This window comes from Sulfitobacter aquimarinus (assembly GCF_040149565.1).
GTDB lineage: Bacteria > Pseudomonadota > Alphaproteobacteria > Rhodobacterales > Rhodobacteraceae > Sulfitobacter > Sulfitobacter aquimarinus.
Map to the genome: position 1 here is coordinate 595,633 of NZ_JBEFLO010000001.1, position 17,554 is coordinate 613,186.

The 17,554-nt window shown below is 62.8% G+C and carries 13 protein-coding genes and 1 tRNA gene; 5 read left to right on the forward strand and 9 right to left on the reverse strand.

Annotated elements, in window-relative coordinates; genetic code table 11:
• Positions 1-50 precede the first annotated feature (50 nt).
• Positions 51-126 (forward strand) — tRNA-Ala (locus tag ABMC88_RS03190).
• 107 nt (positions 127-233) lie between these two features.
• Here ABMC88_RS03190 and ABMC88_RS18510 read toward each other — a convergent pair.
• Entirely contained in the window at positions 234-485 is a 252-nt protein-coding gene (locus ABMC88_RS18510) for a helix-turn-helix domain-containing protein (protein ID WP_439655569.1), read from the reverse strand.
• Entirely contained in the window at positions 370-1,005 is a 636-nt protein-coding gene (locus tag ABMC88_RS03195; RefSeq protein ID WP_349575374.1) for a hypothetical protein, read from the reverse strand. The genes ABMC88_RS18510 and ABMC88_RS03195 overlap by 116 nt, the downstream gene beginning before the upstream one ends.
• A gap of 157 nt (positions 1,006-1,162) precedes the next feature.
• On the opposite strand from ABMC88_RS03195, the gene ABMC88_RS03200 reads away from it, so the two are divergent.
• Positions 1,163-1,657 (forward strand): DUF2867 domain-containing protein, encoded by a 495-nt coding sequence (locus tag ABMC88_RS03200; RefSeq protein ID WP_349575375.1) that lies wholly within the window; start codon positions 1,163-1,165, stop codon positions 1,655-1,657.
• Entirely contained in the window at positions 1,647-2,966 is a 1,320-nt protein-coding gene (locus tag ABMC88_RS03205) for a cytochrome P450 (protein ID WP_349575376.1), read from the forward strand. The genes ABMC88_RS03200 and ABMC88_RS03205 overlap by 11 nt, the downstream gene beginning before the upstream one ends.
• A gap of 71 nt (positions 2,967-3,037) precedes the next feature.
• Here ABMC88_RS03205 and ABMC88_RS03210 read toward each other — a convergent pair whose 3' ends face one another.
• The gene (locus ABMC88_RS03210; RefSeq protein WP_349575377.1) at positions 3,038-4,102 is read right to left on the reverse strand and encodes an alpha/beta hydrolase family protein; all 1,065 of its coding nucleotides are present in this window, start codon (positions 4,100-4,102) and stop codon (positions 3,038-3,040) included.
• 145 nt (positions 4,103-4,247) lie between these two features.
• Here ABMC88_RS03210 and ABMC88_RS03215 point away from each other — a divergent pair, with 145 nt between their 5' ends.
• Positions 4,248-5,261, forward strand: coding sequence for a helix-turn-helix domain-containing protein (locus ABMC88_RS03215; RefSeq protein WP_349575378.1), 1,014 nt, complete (start codon positions 4,248-4,250; stop codon positions 5,259-5,261).
• 173 nt (positions 5,262-5,434) lie between these two features.
• Here ABMC88_RS03215 and ABMC88_RS03220 read toward each other — a convergent pair whose 3' ends face one another.
• From ABMC88_RS03220 to ABMC88_RS03240, 5 genes are all read right to left on the reverse strand, one after another.
• The gene (locus ABMC88_RS03220; protein ID WP_349575379.1) at positions 5,435-6,694 is read right to left on the reverse strand and encodes a glycerate kinase type-2 family protein; all 1,260 of its coding nucleotides are present in this window, start codon (positions 6,692-6,694) and stop codon (positions 5,435-5,437) included.
• A complete protein-coding gene (locus tag ABMC88_RS03225; RefSeq protein WP_349575380.1) occupies positions 6,691-8,187 on the reverse strand; it encodes a malonate--CoA ligase in 1,497 nt (498 codons plus the stop codon). The genes ABMC88_RS03220 and ABMC88_RS03225 overlap by 4 nt, the downstream gene beginning before the upstream one ends.
• A gap of 45 nt (positions 8,188-8,232) precedes the next feature.
• Positions 8,233-11,550 (reverse strand): error-prone DNA polymerase, encoded by a 3,318-nt coding sequence (locus tag ABMC88_RS03230; protein ID WP_349575381.1) that lies wholly within the window; start codon positions 11,548-11,550, stop codon positions 8,233-8,235.
• Positions 11,551-11,663: 113 nt separating this feature from the next.
• Complete coding sequence (locus ABMC88_RS03235) at positions 11,664-13,211, reverse strand: Y-family DNA polymerase (protein WP_349575382.1); 1,548 nt, start codon at positions 13,209-13,211, stop codon at positions 11,664-11,666.
• A complete protein-coding gene (locus tag ABMC88_RS03240; protein ID WP_349575383.1) occupies positions 13,099-13,812 on the reverse strand; it encodes an ImuA family protein in 714 nt (237 codons plus the stop codon). Before ABMC88_RS03240 ends, ABMC88_RS03235 begins: the two co-directional genes overlap by 113 nt.
• A 199-nt stretch (positions 13,813-14,011) precedes the next feature.
• On the opposite strand from ABMC88_RS03240, the gene ABMC88_RS03245 reads away from it, so the two are divergent.
• Positions 14,012-16,099 (forward strand): DEAD/DEAH box helicase, encoded by a 2,088-nt coding sequence (locus ABMC88_RS03245; protein WP_349575384.1) that lies wholly within the window; start codon positions 14,012-14,014, stop codon positions 16,097-16,099.
• A 193-nt stretch (positions 16,100-16,292) separates the two neighbouring features.
• Here ABMC88_RS03245 and ABMC88_RS03250 read toward each other — a convergent pair whose 3' ends face one another.
• The gene (locus ABMC88_RS03250) at positions 16,293-17,552 is read right to left on the reverse strand and encodes an ABC transporter permease (RefSeq protein WP_349575564.1); all 1,260 of its coding nucleotides are present in this window, start codon (positions 17,550-17,552) and stop codon (positions 16,293-16,295) included.
• Positions 17,553-17,554: the final 2 nt, after the last annotated feature.

Consider the following 17,554-nt stretch of genomic DNA (forward strand, 5'->3'; position numbering starts at 1 on the left):
TGCCGACCTCAGGCCCCTCACGGGGCAACCAATCCACGCTTGCGTGATTTGGGGCATTAGCTCAGCTGGGAGAGCGCCTGCATGGCATGCAGGAGGTCAGCGGTTCGATCCCGCTATGCTCCACCAAGCGTTCTTCTAAATCCATTGATAGAACGCTCGGACAGGTACTTTGCGCCGCACTGGTGCCACGCCGGACCGCCCCCGATATTTCAACGAAACGGGCGCCCTTTGCGTCAGAAACGCTGCCCCATCACGCGATAGCACCAGAACGGCTCCTCGGTTGTGATCTTTCGGTTCAGACAAACCGGAGAGAACCCCGTTGCACGTTTGAGCGCGCGTCCCATGGGGGACTGATCCGCGAATCCCGCATCAACAGCCAGCTCGGCAGGCGTGGTCGCCTGCTCTGTCGTGACGAGCCTGTGCACTTCCTCGACCTTGGCGAAAAATTCCAGCGTCTGGCGATTCGTGCCGGTCCAGCGCTCCAGCCGCCGTTGCGCCGTGCGCAGACCGCGCCCCGCGCCCCGCGCCCGTTTGCGCCAACTGCCCCAAAAGATGATAGGTCCAATCCTTCAGCCGATCCGAGCCGCGCCAATCTGCTGCCTGACGCTTGCCCGCGCTTTGTGTCCAAAGGCACGCCAGCGCGTCCCAGAACTTTGGCCATGCCTCCGCCAGCGGAAACCCTTCAAGCAACGACAGGGGGGCGTGCAGCAAGTCAGGCGGCGTGCCATCCAACGCGCCCCCCAACCGTTGCCATGCATCGGGAAAAAACGCGATTATCAGGGCGCATACCGGCCCTGCGTTCAAACTCGTTTGAGGGGTGCTTTGCGGGAGCATAAACAGATGACGGGGTGCGACGGGCAGGTCGTGCAACGCATCAAGGGGCATGATCCTTGGCGCGATCTGTAGCTGCCCCACCAGTGTGACCGTCACAGTGAACAATGGCGATGCAGGGAAAAAGTTCATCCGGTCCGCGTCAGACAACTGCGTGCCGCGCGTGTCGCGCACCACCCCGCCGACAACACAACTCGCGAGTTTTCTGGGCGGGAGTATCAATTCGCTATGCGCTGGCACTGCGGCACCTTTCTAAACAGATGACGCATTCCTTCTATAGTGCCTGCCCTTGATATGCCAGATTGCGTGCAACACGCGAAAGGTCACGCCCATGTCTGACACCCCTTCCCAAACCGCAGGTCCTGTTGCAGTAGCCACGCATTTACCTGACCCACACCTCCCCGACGCGAATTGGGCCGATGCCTATGAGATAAAGACATCGCGGAGTTTCGCCGACATGCGATCGCTTGCGCAGCAGACAATCGGGACCATGCCCCGCTGGGCCAAAGGGTTGCTGTGGCTCCGCAATATTGTGGTCGCCCCCTTCGGGTTAAAGCCCGACGGCCTGCAAGATGCTGCGCCCCAATCAGGCTGCATCGGGATCTTCCCGATCCTGCACGAGACCGACACACAGATCGTGCTGGGGCTGGATGACAGGCATCTGGATTTTCGAATCGTCGTTGACAGGCATCAGACGGCAGGCACAAACCGCATCCGCGCCACCACGCTGGTCCAGCGGCACAACACTTTCGGGCGGTGCTACATCACCCTCATCACGCCATTTCACCAGCTTATCGTCAGATCGGTTTTGTCCAATGCGCTTTAACGTCCTTACCGGAAACGCCTTTGGCTGGCCCCTACGCAAATTCCTGCGGGACCTGCCACAGGACTATATCGGAACAATGTCCAAGGTGCAGGCACGCCACGGCGATCTGGTTCATTGGCGGATGTTCGCGGGGATGGTGAACCTTGCCTTCATCAGCGACAGCACGCTGAACCGCGAGCTGTTTGTGCGCAACACCGATGCGTTGGGGAAATCGCCATCGCAGATCCAGACCTTTTTGTTTGCCGCAGGTCAAAGCGTGGCCACCGCCCACGGGGAGGCATGGCGCACCAAACGCAAAGAAGCCAACAACCTGTTTTCGCGCAGCGCTGTCGAAGCCTCCTGCGCGGGGCAAGTCGCCGTCACGCAGGACTACATCACAGGGCTGCCCGCCACCCCGCAGCAGGCCCTGACGATTGCAAGACGGCTGGCGGCCGTGACCTCCAGCCGCGGTATTCTGGGCCGTGCGATTTCGCTGGAGGAAGCGGCCAAACAGATCGCGTTCAGCAAAGCCGCCGCTGACCGCTTTAATGTAGAGTCTGGCCAGCTGTTTGCGCGCCCCGACTGGATGCAAGCCCCGTGGCGCGGCGAACTGACCCGCCGCAAAAACGAAGTCTTCCCGATTGTGCAAAACGCCGTCGATGCGCTGCGTGCCAGCAACGCCCCCAACGATGGCTTGATGAACCACTATGTGAACGGCGACTTCATCACCTCCAACGATGATGAGATGCACAGCATTCTGGTGGGGCTTTTGATGGGTGCCCAAGACAACATCGCCGCCGCCGCTGCGTGGGTCTTGGCCTTTCTGGCGCAGCACCCCGATCTGCAAAACCAGATCAGAACCGAGCTATCACAAAAGGGATCACAGGCTAGCGACCTGCACGGCTGTGCGCTGTTGAATGCGACACTCTGCGAGGTGTTGCGTATGCGCCCGCCCGCGCCAGCCAATCAGCCACGCGTCTTGCAAAAGCGGGTCGAACTGGCGGGGCACCAACTGCCAAAGGGCACCTACGTTTTCAATTCGTTCTACAACATGCACCGTGATCCCGCCGTCTTCACCGACCCCGACAGATTTGATCCGACAAGGTTTCTGGACGGCACGCTTGTGCGCTCCCCTTCCTTTGCCCCGTTCGGACACGGGCCGCGCAACTGCGTGGCGCAAGGCATGGCGATGCAGCAATTGATGGCGATCATAGCGGGAAGTCTGCGCCATCACAGGCTGGAGACCAACCAACAGACGTTGCCCGCGATCACCCAAATGCCCTTTCTTACCCCAGCGCCGTTCGAAGTGACGTTTCGCAAAATCACATAGGCGCGTGCAGACTTGCACATGCGAAAGGGGCCACCGCGTCGTACCGCAGTGGCTCCTTCATTGTTTTGGCGTCACTGCGCGACAGCGGCCTGCAAATATTGCGTGATCTGCCCGACCAGCGTGGTGTGAATATCCAGACGCGACTGGCCTCCTGCATCATCGCACAGCGGGTCCAGCTCTCCTTCGTTTTCCAATATCCGCGCACCCGCAGGCTTGCACCGCGCCAAAAAGCTGAAGTGCGTGGCGTCGGGCACAATGCGATAGGTCGCCTGCGCGATCTGCTCCGCCGCAGGGCGGGCATAAACCCCCGCGGGCACTTTGTCCTCGTCGCCGAGGTTGATCATCAAAACGGGGATGTCGATTGCCGCGAGGCTTTCGTCGGTCAAGGTGCTGACAATACCGGGGTCAACGATCACCGCGTTCGAGATACGCGGATCGCGCAAATCCTGCGCCGCAGGTGACAAATCCATCGCGTGCAAATCCACGCCGAAATGCGCAAGGAAGGCACAGTCCGACATGCCGTGATCTGTCTCGTCGCAGAACCCTTGCAACCGATCAGGTTCCACCCGCGCCCCCGACAACGCCATCGCGGTATAGCCCCCTGCCGAAAACCCCAGCATCGAAATGCGGCCCGTGTCGATGAAGGGATAGGCGGCTGCGCTGGCCGTAATCTCGTCCAGAACGGCGGTGATGTCTTTGGGCCGCTCCCACACCCGCACCGCCGCCTCGGCCGAGGCGTTGCCGGTGGTCGTACCGGGGTGGTTGGGCAAGACAACAACAAAGCCAGCCTGCGCCAGCTCGGACGCGATCCAGCCGAACTGCCCTGCATTGCCGCCCGCACCATGGGACATCACAACCAGCGGGAATTGCCCCTGCTGGTGCGGCGCACGACGGCCTGCGGGGGTGCCATGAAAGACGCCGTTCCCGCCGACGATGATCGCTTTGCCCCCTGACGTGGCGGGATACCAGATGTGGAAATCAACGTCGCGGTCACGGTCAGGTGCATAGGCTGCGCCATAGGTGATGCCCGCGCTGCCCTCATAGGAGGGGCGCAAGACCTCGTAGGCGCCCCAGCCGGACAGGCCCAATACGCCGATGCAGGCAATCGCTTTGAATGTGGTTGTAAGTCTGGACATGTCCGTCCTCCGTCTTGCGTTGATGAAGTTATGCCGCCAGATGGGTCACGCAGCGCGGAAACATGCGTCCTGAAACGCGATTAAGGTCGTCCTGATACGCGTTCAAGGATACCGTCGCCCCATCTGAAACGATCAAAGCGCTGTCATGGTATTTGTCCCCCTGCCCCTATTCGCCGCGTTCTGTCTGGCTGGCGTTTTCATCCGTTTTGTCACCCAACGTGACATGCGCGTGCTGCCGCATCTGCGGTTCGCCGCCCTGATCGGGCTGTATGCGGTGCAATCGCTACTGGTGTCTTTGCGCTGGGGGTATGGTCTGGAGGCACTGGCCACCCCGATGGCCCTACTGGCCCCGTTGCTGCCCGCAGTGGCCTATATTGCCTATAAGGCGCTATCGGGTCGCCAGACGGGTCTGCGGCTTTGGCCTTCGGCGGTTGTTGCCGCGAATTGGGTCGTTTTTGCCGCTGCACCGGAACTGGCCGATCCTATGATCATCGGGACGTATCTGGCCTTCGGCATCCTGCTGCTGATGCTTTATCGGCGCGGTGCAGATCAACTGACCCTGTCGCCCTTTGGCAGCGCGCAAGGGACGCTGACCGCGATGGGGCTGACCGGCGCAGCACTTCTCACCTCTGCCGCGGTCGACATCTACGTTGTCTACGATTTCATCACCAACCAAGGGCGCAGCGCGGGCCTGTTGCTCAGCTTTGCGCAAACGGCGCTGATCCTTATCATCGGCACCGCAGCCCTTTTTGGCAAAGCCGCAGACCATGGCGACAAGGACCTGCCCGATGCGCCCCAGCCCCCCCGCACCACCCAGGAAGACGAGGTTATCATGCGGCGGCTGGAGAAGCTGTTCACCCGTGACGGGCTGCACAAAACCGAAGACCTGAGCCTGCGCCGCCTTGCCCGCAGATTGGGCGTACCCGACCGCCACGTATCGAATGCGGTGAACAAAACCCGACAGATGAGCGTGTCGCAATTCGTGAACACCTACCGCATCGAAGACGCCTGCACCCTGCTGCGCGATACAGATGACACCGTTCTGGGTATCTCGCTGGACGTGGGCTTTGCCACCAAATCCAACTTCAACCGCGAATTTTCCCGCGTCACGGGGCAGACACCATCCCAATGGCGCAAAGCCGCCCGCACACAACCCTAGATCCGCACCACAACAACTTTGCCAGAGGCGCACGCCGCGAAGCCGTGGTCCCGTGCTTCATACCCCATGGCAGGGGGCATCGCCGCTCCGAATATCGCGCAATTTCAAGCCGATATGATTGATCTGCCGGGCAAGTTTGCAGCCTTGGACGGCGCGCTCGCTTGGCCCCTCGGCTAACCGTCGATCAGGATCGCACGGAAGTCGTTGACGTTGGTGCCTGTGGGACCGGGTTTAAAGATCGCACCCACCACATCAAACGCGCCCCACGCATCATTGCGGCGCAGCGCATCTGCGGGGTCCACCCCCGCCGCCCGCATTACCGCCGCTGTGCTGTGATCAGCGAAAGCGCCCGCGTTATCCTCGGACCCGTCGATGCCGTCCGTGTCAGCGGCAAGGGCGGTGATCCCCGCTACCCCGTCGATCTGTTGGGCGAACCCCAGCAAGAAGGCGGTATTGCGCCCGCCGCGCCCGTCCTTGTGGCGCAGGGTGACGGTGGTTTCCCCGCCTGACAGGATCACCAGCGGCGCTTTGAACGGGCGGCCTTGGGCGATGACTTCGCGGGCGATGGCGGCGTGCATCTGGCCGATGACTTCGGCCTCGCCCTCGATCGCGTCAGACAGGATCACAGCGGGCCAACCTGCGGCCTGCGCCTTGGCGGCGGCGGCCTCCAACGACAATCGGGCAGAGGCAATGACGTGGACTTCGTTATGCGCAAACACCGGGTCTTGCGGGTCCGGCGCATCGGCAAGAGCGGCTAACACCTGCGGCGGCACCGCGATGCCCCGCGCCGCGATCAACGCCCGCGCGTCCGCCAGCGTGACCCCGTCAGGTACCGTGGGGCCAGAGGCCACCTGCGCAGGATCATCCCCCGGCACGTCCGAGACGACAAGGCTCACCACCCGTGCAGGATGGGCAGCGGCGGCAAGGCGGCCGCCCTTGATCCCGCTGGCGTGTTTGCGGATCGCATTCATCACACCGATGGGCGCGCCACTGGCCAGCAGCGCCTCGTTCAGCGCCTGCTCATCCTCCAAAGACAACCCCTCGGGCGGGCTGGGCAACAGGGCAGAGCCACCACCACACACAAGCGCCACCACCAGATCGTCAGGGCCGAGCCCCGCGACTGCGTCAAACAACGCTTTGCTTGCAGCCAATCCAGCGGCGTCGGGCACGGGATGCGCCGCCTCCATCACGCGGATGGAGCGGGTCGGGCAGCTGTAGCCATAGCGCGTCACGACGACACCTTCGACGGGCGCACCCCACAGGTCCTCGAACGCGGCGGCAAGCTGTGCCGCGCCTTTGCCCGCGCCGATGACAACCGTGCGCCCCTTTGGCCGTGCGGGTAGGTTCGCGGCCAAGGCTGCGCGGGCGTCAGCGGCGGTGACTGCCGCCTCGAACAGCTCTGTCAGGAAGGCTTGCTTGGCCGGATCAATCATGTGCCGTATTCCTTGCGCAGGGCGACCTTTTGCACTTTGCCCATCGTGTTGCGGGGCAAGGCATCTACCACACGGTAGCTGCGCGGCTGTTTGAACCGCGCCACGGCGGTGGCCATCGCGGCCTCGATCGCGGCCACGTCAATCTGCGGGCCGTCGCCTTGCACCAGCACGGCCAAGGGGACCTCGCCCATATCGGCATGCGCCACGCCGATCACGGCACTTTCCAGCACGCCGGGTTGCGCATCCAGCAGCAACTCCAGCTCTTTGGGGTAGATGTTGTACCCGCCCGAGATGATCATATCCTTGCCGCGCCCGACGATTGTGACATAGCCGTCGGCATCCTGCACGCCCAGATCACCGGTGATAAAGAACCCGTCGGGGCGCATATCTTCCTCGGTCTTCTCGGGCATGTTCCAATAGCCTTGGAACACGTTCGGGCCGCGCACCTCGACCACGCCTGTCTCGCCACGCGGCAGCTCGCTTCCGTCTGCATCCGCGATGCGCAATTCGACATCCGGCAGGGGCAGACCCACTGTGCCTGCACGCCGTTCTCCCGCGTAGGGGTTGGAGGTGTTCATATTCGTTTCCGTCATGCCATAGCGTTCCAGAATACGGTGGCCGGTCCGCTCCTCAAAGGCGACATGGGTCGCGGCCAGCAAAGGGGCAGAGCCAGAGATAAACAGCCGCATATTCGCGGTGCAGGCGCGGTCAAACCGCGGATCATCCAGCAAGCGGGTGTAGAACGTCGGCACCCCCATCATCGAGGTCGCACGCGGCATTGCGTCAATCAGCTGGTCGGTGTCGAGCTTCGGCATGAACACCATTGCTCCGCCCGCGATCAGCATCACATTGGTCGCCACAAACAAGCCATGGGTGTGAAAAATCGGCAGCGCGTGCAGCAGCACGTCATCGCGGGTAAACTGCCATAACTCGGTCAGCGTCTGCGCATTCGAGATCAGGTTTTGCTGGCTCAGCATCGCACCCTTGGAGCGGCCCGTGGTGCCAGAGGTATAGAGAAAAGCGGCCAGATCATCGCGGTGCCGCGCGACCGTGTCGAACTGTGTGGCTTGCGTATCGGCGCTGTCGGACAGGCTACCGCCTTGGGCATCCAGCGTGGCAAATGCCGCCCCCGCCGCGTGGGCCACGCCCTCCAACTCGCCCCTGCGGGCAGGGTCGCCGACCAGCAAGGCCGCGCCACTGTCGCTCACGAAATAGGAAAGCTCGGCCGCGGTATAGGCGGTGTTGAGCGGCAGGAAAATCGCGCCTGTCTGTGCGCAAGCGGCATAAAGCGCCAGCATGTCGGGGCATTTGCCGACCTGTACAGCGACACGGTCCCCCGCCCGCACGCCGTAGCCTTGCAAGGCATGGGCCAGCTGTGCGGCGCGGTTGATAAAAGCGGCATGTGTCACCGTGCTGCCATCCGGCAGATGCAGAAACGGCGTCTCCTGCCCTGCGTGCGGAGCGAACATCGTGTCGTAAAGCGGGTTGGTCATTCAGGTGCCTGTCGGTTGTTTCGGATACCTTAGCGCAGCATCGCGTCAGTGAAAATCACGAGATTTGGGTATCACCCGCACATCACGCGGATGCCGCCGCCCGCCCCCTACCTGAGAGGGCAGCGCATGGGTCACATGATCCCCGCGCACATCCGTCGCGGGCACCTTGTCGTCGGCCAGTGTGTCCAGCCGCTCGGTCCGGTTCTCCAGCCGGTCGGCCACCACATGGATAACGCGGCCATCGGTCTGCACCCGCCCATGCACCACCAGTAGGCGGGCGGTCATGATCAGGGCGCGGTAGTGCTCAAACATCTTGGGCCAGATCACCAGATTGGCCACGCCGTCCTCATCCTCCAGCGTGATGAAACACACGCCCTTGGCACTGCCCGGCTTTTGCCGCACCAGCACCAGCCCCGCCAATGACACCCGCTGCCCGTGCGCCATGTGGATCAGGTTGTGACTGCTGGAGAACCCCTGGCTCCGCAAACTGCTGCGGAAAAACGCCATCGGATGCGCCTTGAGTGAAAGGCGCAGGGTTTGGTAATCGGCCACCACATGCTCGGCCTGCGCCATGGCGGGCAGGGCAACCTCGGGCTCTGCCCCCTCGCCCTTGGTCTGCGCGTGGTCAAAGAGCGCAAGTGCGGGCGCATCGCGCAGCCCTTGCGCCTGCCAAAGGGCTTGCCGTCGGTCTATTCCGCATGACCTGAAGGCATCCGCCGCGGCCAGTTTGCCCGTGATACCACGGTCCAACCGCCCCCGCGCCTTCACATCCCCCACATCCACAAACGGAGCATCCCGCGCCGAGACCAAGCGATGAGCGGCCTCGCGCTGCATCCCGTCCACCTGCCGCAATCCCAAGCGAAGAGCGAACCCGGCCCCGCAGGGCTCCAACGTGCAATCCCAATCTGAATAATTCACATCTACGCCCCGCACCTCGACCCCGTGCTCGCGGGCATCGCGCACAATCTGCGCGGGGGCATAAAACCCCATCGGCTGGCTGTTGAGCAACGCACAGGCAAAAGCCGCTGGATAGTGGCACTTCATCCAGCTCGATACATAAACCAGCTTGGCGAAACTCGCCGCGTGGCTTTCGGGAAACCCGTAATCGCCAAAGCCCTTGATCTGGTTAAAACACCGCTCGGCAAAGTCGCGATCATAGCCGCGCTCGGTCATCCGCCCGACCATCTTTTGCTGCAACAGCTCGATCGTCCCGCGCGAGCGGAAGGTCGCCATTGCCTTTCGCAGCTCGTTCGCCTCCTTGGGGCTGAACCGTGCTGCATCAATCGCGATCTTCATCGCCTGTTCCTGAAAGATCGGCACACCAAGGGTGCGGCCCAGAATGCGCAGCAACTCATCCTGCGGATACTCCGGCCCAGGCGCGGGATAGCTGACCCCCTCGATCCCCTGACGACGCCGCAAATAAGGATGCACCATATCGCCCTGAATAGGGCCGGGGCGCACGATGGCGACCTCGATCACCAGATCATAGAAACGGCGCGGGCGCAGCTTGGGCAGCATCGCCATTTGCGCACGGCTTTCCACCTGAAACACGCCCAGACTGTCGCCCGCGCACAGCATGTCATAGGTGTCTTCGTCGTCGCTTGGCACGCTCGCCAGATCATGCTTCACCCCGTAATGTGCGCCCAACAGGTCAAAGACTTTCGCGATGCAGGTCAGCATCCCCAACGCCAGAATATCAACCTTGAAAATGCCCAATGCGTCGATGTCATCCTTGTCCCACTCGATAAAACTGCGGTCCGCCATGGCGCCATTGCCGATGGGCACCATCTCGGTCAGGGGGCGTTCGGTCAGGATGAACCCGCCGACGTGCTGGCTCAGATGCCGCGGCATTCCCGTCATTTGCCGCGCCAGCGCAATGACACGGCGCAGGTAGGGATCCGACAGATCCATGCCTGCGTCCTTGACGCGGTCATCGCCCATCTGCCCCTCGAAACTGCCCCAAACTGTGCTGGCCAGCTTGCTGGTCACATCCTCGCTCAAGCCCATGGCCTTGCCGACCTCACGGATGGCGCTGCGCGGACGGTAGTGGATGACGGTGGCACAAAGGCCCGCGCGGTCGCGGCCGTATTTGGCGTACATATACTGGATGACTTCCTCGCGGCGCTCATGCTCGAAATCCACGTCGATGTCGGGCGGCTCGTCGCGTTCCTCGCTTAGAAACCGCTCGAACAGCACGTCATGCTCTTCGGGATCAACGGCAGTGATACCAAGGCAGAAACACACAACCGAGTTCGCGGCCGACCCGCGACCCTGACACAGGATCGGCGGGCTGGCCTCCTCACGGGCGAAGCGGACGATGTCGTTGATGGTCAGGAAATACCGCGCAATTTTCTTGGAGCGGATCAGGTCGAATTCCTTCTCGATGATCGCTTTGACACGGTCGGTCACGCCGTCGGGGTAGCGCCACGCAGCCCCTTCCCACGTCAGCCGCTCCAGCTCCTCCATCGGGCTGCGGCCCTCGGGCACAATCTCATGCGGGTATTCGTATCGCAGATCATCAAGGCTGAAGACACAGGCATCCGCCACCTCCCGCGTGGCGCGGATGGCGTGGGGCCAAGGGGCGAACAGGCGGCACATCTCGGCGGGCGGTTTGAGGTAGCGCTCGGCGTTGGCCTCCAGCAGGAAGCCCGCCGTGTCGATCGTTTTGCCGTGGCGGATGCAGGTCATCACATCCTGCAACGGGCGGCGGGCGGGCGTGTGATAGAGCACGTCATTGGTCGCAAGGATCCCCAGCCCATGCGCCCGTGCGATGCGGTCCAGCCGGTTGATCCGCGCTACGTCATCCCCATGATACAGATAGGCAACCCCGATGTGGCGCAGGGTCGGCAGCGCGTTGCACAGACGGCCAAGGCCCGCCGCGAATACATCCAGATTGGCGGGCGGCATGGCGATCAACTGGATGCCCTCGCTACACGCACTCAGCATCTCAAGCGTGAGATGCGTCTCGCCCTTGGCTTGCCAGCCGCCATGTGCGTCCGTCATCTTGCCTTTGGAGAGCAAAGTGCTGAGACGCGCATAGGCGTCGCGGTCGCGGGGATAGGCCAGAAACTCGGCCCCGCACAGCAGCACCAGACGCGCGCCGATAAGCGGGCGCAGCTTGGCCGTGCGTGCTTCGGTATGGAGGCGCACCACACCCGCAAGCGTGTTATGGTCCGCAACTCCGATTGCGTCATAGCCCAGCAGATTGGCGGTGACCGACAGGTCCACAGCATCAGACGAAGCCCGCAGAAAGGAAAAGCAGGTGGCCAACCCAAGCTCGACATAGGCACCGGGCGGGTTGCGGTGGAACGGGTCTTCGCCTTCCTCGATCTCGCGGCGTTTATGTCCGTCTTGTTGTGGCATCTGTCATCACACTCATCGCTCAAACAGGCCTGCGGCCCGTTTGCAAAACGCTCTTCGTTCGGGTGGTGCGCACAATGGGACGGCGGGCGGGGCGTCGCGGGACGCGCGCGCCGTCAGGCGAACACGCCTTGCACAAACCACCGCGGATCACCGCCCCGCGCATCGCCCACGATGCCGTCGCGAAACAACCAGAACCGCCGCCCATCCGTCACCTCGACTTTATAGTAATCCCGCAGCCGCGTGCCTGCACGGTCGCGCCACCACTCGGGCGCGATCCGCTCCGGCCCCTCGAAGCGCGTCATCAAAAACGCCACCCTGCGCCATGAAAACCGTGCTGGCGGCCCTTCGGGCACCGCGTAAAGCACCACAATCTCCTCGGCTGGATCAAACAACCGCAAAGGGCGTTCCCTTGGCAGCACCAGCATATCGACAGCCCCGCCAGCCAGCACCGGCACCCGCGTCTCTACCCGCTCGGGCTTGTGGCTGTGCACCCAAGCAGCCCATGTCACCTTGGACGGCCCCAGCTTTGCCGTCAGCCGATCCAGCAGCGCGGCCACATCCGCGCCTGCATCCCGCGCCCCGTCCAGACGGTCCTGATGCAGCGACAGCGGCTCAACCCGCAGCGCCTCCAGCGTCATCAGGTCAAAGCCAAAGCCCGGATCGATCCCCTCCAGCTTACGCGCAACCAGCCGCATGAAATGCGCAGGATCACGGCTGGCGCGGGCGGTCGAGACATCGCGGAAACGCCACTCCCCGTCCACGCGGTAGATCGTGAGCCGCAACCGTCGTGCGCCCAATTCTGCCCCCGCCAGCTGCGCGGCCAGATCCTCCGACAACCCTTCCAGCCACGGCACGGGATCAATCACAGGCTCGGCCATCCGCGCACGGGCGATCCAATGCGCGGCCTCTGGCGGGGCGTCCAACGGGTCGGCGCTGCGGCCCAGCGCACGGTCCAGCAACACCAGCGGATTGACTGCCTCTGCCAGCCCCGCAAACCGCCGCATCAGCCCGACCCGCGGCACATCCGCCAACGCGCCAATCGTCTTGAGGCCCAACCGCTCAAGCAGCCGCACCGTTGCAGATGGTAAACGAAGGGCCACCACAGGCAGCGGTGCCAAGGCATCCGCCACATCCTCGGGCCCGCAAATCACGCCTTGTGCGCCAAAGCGCGCCAGCATCTGCGCCGCACCGCGTGTGGGGGCCAACGCCAACCGCGCCCCCAGCCCCTGCATCACAAACCGCGTGTGCATGTCGCGCAACATCTGCGCCTCGCCGCCAAACAGATGCGCCGCACCGCGCACGTCCATCACAATGCCGTCCGCCTCGGCCACCGTCCACGGGCACCAGCGCCGCGCCCAAAGTGCGACCCGCTCCAGCAAAGCAACATCGCCCTGCGGGTCCGCTTGCTCCACATGCAGATCAGGGTGGATCGCCTGCACATCAACCACGCGTGCGCCTACCGTGATCCCACGCCCACTGCCCGCCGCGTTCACGGCATGCACAACAGGCCCGTGCGCCCCCGTAGCGGCCAGCACCACAGGCACCGCCTCATCCGGCAGCGTGCGCTGCGCGGCGGTGATCCGCCTCCAGCGGTCCATCGCCAGATCGGGGAAGAAAACGGAGATTATTCTGGCCTCCGCCGCCGTGCCCTGCATCGTCATGGGACACTGCCCATGTGCCGGGGCTGCGCCCGCGTGCGCGAAACAGCTCTGCCTCCCACACCGGCGCACCGGGGGCGGCTGCGTTGTGGGGATGCGTCTCTGAGGGTAAGGAGCCTATGCGCCAGCGTTCGCGGGCTGCCGACAACCCTTCGACCGCGCCAGAGCGGATCAACCAGACAGGCACGCCCGACGCCTCCGCCCGCATCGCGAGCCGCTTGGTCGCGGTGAAATCCAGCACGGGTGGCGCACCGTGTACTTCGCCCACCACAGCAGAGAGGCCCGCACAAGCCGCCCCTTCCTCCATCGCCCAAAGGACATCGCGGGCATGGCTCACCTCGACGCGCAGCAGTTGCACGCCTTGCAGCGCGGGGCCGTAAACGCGCCCGTTTTCCAGCCGTGAGGCGCGGTCCTGCACCCAGAGCACCGGCAGCTTGCTGCGCGGCAAACAGCCCAGTACAAAAGCCGTCGCGGCAGCATCGAAAGGCTGCGCCAACAACGCATCCTTGAGCACAGGCACCGGCGTGCCAAGGTCCGGCATATCTGCCTTGCCCCGTGCCACATCCAGCTTCACCAACTGCGCACCAGAAGAATCGCTCATCATACATTCCCCCATTTTGTTCTTCTTTTGTTCTATATGAAACCCCTCTTTTTGACACCCCCTTTTTATGCAGCCTCGCACCCGCAAAACCGCCAGCCCTGCGCCACGCGCACCCCTGCCTGCGCGAAATCGCCCATATACAAACGGGGCACAACACAGTAGGGGCTGGCCAACTCTTATACATCCGCTCAGGAAAAATCCCTTGATTCAAACGATCGCAGACGCACTGGCCGCCCAAGGCTATGACAAAATGACACCCGTTCAGGAGGCCGTTATCGCGCCTGAACTTGACGGCGCAGACCTTCTGGTTTCGGCGCAGACCGGCTCAGGCAAGACGGTGGCCTTTGGCCTTGCCATCGCGCCCACGCTGCTGGGCGACCAGACACATTTCCCCCGTGCAGGCGCGCCTCTGGCGCTTGTCATCGCGCCCACGCGCGAGCTGGCCATGCAGGTCAGCCGCGAGCTGACGTGGCTATACGGCAAGGCCGGCGCCATCGTGACCACCTGCGTTGGCGGCATGGACACCCGGACCGAGCGGCGCGCACTGGACCGTGGGGCGCATATCGTCGTCGCCACACCGGGGCGCCTTTGCGACCACATCAAACGCAACAACATTGATCTGGCCGATCTGCGTGCCGTGGTGCTGGATGAAGCGGACGAAATGCTCGACCTCGGCTTTCGCGAGGATCTGGAATTCATCTTGGGCGAATCGCCCGAAAGCCGCCGCACGCTGATGTTCTCGGCCACGGTGCCTGCGGCGATTGCGAAACTTGCACAGAGCTATCAGCGCGACGCACAGCGCGTGTCGGTTGTGTCGGACGGCAAACAGCACTCTGACATCGAATACCGCGCCCTGACGGTGAACCCGCGGGATACGGAAAACGCGATCCTGAACATCCTGCGCTTTTACGAGGCGAAGAACGCCATCGTCTTCTGCAACACACGTGCCGCTGTGGCGCGATTGACCTCACGCCTGACGAACCGCAACTTCTCGGTCGTGGCCCTGTCGGGTGAATTGACGCAATCTGAGCGGACAAACGCCCTGCAATCTTTGCGCGACGGGCGTGCGCGTGTCTGTGTAGCGACTGATGTGGCCGCACGCGGGATCGACCTGCCCAATCTGGAGCTGGTGATCCACGCCGATCTGCCGACCAACGCGGACACGCTGCTGCACCGCTCGGGTCGGACGGGGCGTGCGGGGCGCAAAGGTGTCTCCGCGTTGATCGTACCGCCCAAGATGCGCTCGAAGGCGACGCGCCTGATGGGCTGGGCCAAGCTGAAGGCCGAATGGGCGCTGCCGCCCTCGGCTGCCGAGGTGAACGCAGCGGATCAAGAGCGCCTGCTGAACGACGACGCATGGAGCACCCCTGCCCCAGAAGATGCCGTGGAATTTGTCGGCAAACTGGTCGAGCAATACACACCCGAGCAGTTGGCCACCGCCTTTGTGAACCTGCACCGCTCGCGTGGGTCTGCCCCCGAAGAGCTGTCCACCCCCGGTGATGGCAAGGAAGCCGCCCCACGGGCCGAGTTCGGTAAATCCGTCTGGTTCACTGTTTCAACGGGCCGCAATGACGGGGCAGAGCCGCGCACGTTGCTGCCGATGCTGTGCCGCGTGGGCGATCTGACCCGCGACGACATTGGGGCGATCCGCGTACAACCGCGCCACTCCTACGTGGAAGTGGCCGAAGGCGCGGTTGGAAAACTGGTCGGTGCCCTTGGCGCGGATATGAAGGCCGAAGACGGCGTGACCCTGACCCGCCTTGACGGCGTGCCGGAGTTTGGTCCCCGCACTGGACGCCCCGAGAACAAGGGAAAAGGCCCCGACCGTGGCCCCAAACCGCCACACCGTGGCAAGCCAGCCTATGATCCCGATGCGCCAAAGCCCGCTCGCAAGCCACGCCCGCCGCGTGACGACGCACCTGCGGCAGCGCCCAAGCCACGCACATCGGCCCCCGCAAAATCCAAACGCGATGCGACCCGCCCGCCAAAGTCTCACAAGACGGATCGTTCGCCGATGAAAGCGGGCGACAAGCCCAAGTCAAAACCCGCATGGAACGACAAGCCCAAAGACGCAGGTGCAAAGCCCAAATCAGGCGCAAAAGCAGTCTGGAAAAAACCGTCCAAAGACGCGGCACCTGCACGGGATGCAAAGCCCGAGGGCGGCTTTAAACGTGCGTCAGACACCTCCAAACGCTTTACTCCTCCGGGTAAGGCAAAGAAAGGTGGCAAGCCGATCGCCCAACGCGGCGGCGATGCACGGCCAAGCAAACCAAAAGGCCCGAAGAAGTAAAAACATCTGCGGCGGGGATCGGAATTTTCAAAAATCCCGGCCGATTTTTTTCGAAAAAATCGCGTCTAACGTGGATGTTGGTGACTAAAAAAGGCCAGAGCATAATGCTCTGGCCTTTTTTGTATGCGCAGTAAGGCTCCGCCCGCAACGGGTACAAACGCTCCACCAGAGCGTTTGCCGACCGAAGGTCGGGCTACCCTTTGCCCTTCCACGGCACCAAAATCCGCTCGGCGCCGCGCATCAACATATCAATGCCGAAACCAATAACGCCGATCAGGATGATACCCAAAATCACGATATCCGTATTCTGGAACTTGGAGGCGACCATGATCATCATGCCGGCCCCCTGCTCCGCCGCGACCAGTTCAGCCGCAACAACAGTGCCCCAGCAGACGCCCATCGCCACGCGTGCGCCCGTAAAAATCTCGGGCAGCGAGTTGGGGATGATGACATGCCGCATGATCTGCCACTTGCTGGCGCCCAGCGAATAGGCCGCATGCACCTTGGAGATATTCACCCCCGACACGCCAGACCGCGCCGCAATCGCCATGATCCAAAGGGCCGCAAGGAACAGCAGGATAATCTTGCCCGTCTCGCCAATACCCGCCCAGATGATCACCAGCGGGATCAGCGCAAGCGGTGGCACGGGGCGCATGAATTCCACAATCGGGTCAAACCAACCACGGAACCAATTGCTCAGCCCCATGGCATAGCCCAGTGGAATCCCCACAACCGCACCACATACAAAGCCCGCAACAACGCGGAAAAGCGACCAGCCAAGGTGCCCCAGCAGCGATGTCCCGCGGAACCCCTCCTCAAGAACCTTGCCCGACCGCTCAATCACCGCTTCGGGGGAGGGCAGATACAGCGGTTCCATCTGCAAGCCGTTGTCGGGCGAGAAGTTAGGCGTGCCCTTATCCGAAATCGTGACAGAACCGCCAGCGATTTCGACCGTGCTGCCCGGCGCGACTTTGGTGCCGTTGATTGCGATCACTTTGGCGCCGTCCGCCTTTTTGAAGTCGTCGTTCTTGTCGAACGACACCAACTGGCTGCGGTACTGCGCGACCTTGATGCTATCGTTCTTGGCAAAGCCTTCGCCCGGCGCAACCTCGGGGGCTGCGGGCGATTCTTCACGACCATGCACCAGAACGCTTACGATTGCGGTATCCGTCTCGCCGTTCGCCTCAACGGTATATTCAAACGACGTCTCGCCCTTGAACGGCGCAGGCGCATGCAAAAAGCTTGGGATGAGGGAAGACCCCGTAAACATCCCCCAGAGCAAAAACAGCGTCGCGATCGAGATAATGCCCGCCGCGCGATTGGGGCGCACAGCGCTCTCATCACCAAACGTCACTGTTTTCAGCGCGGTATAGCCGTCTTTCTTGACGCCGATCCGCGTAAAGATGAATGCGGCAACCGCAAAAATACCAGCATAGACCGCCAGCAGAATGATAC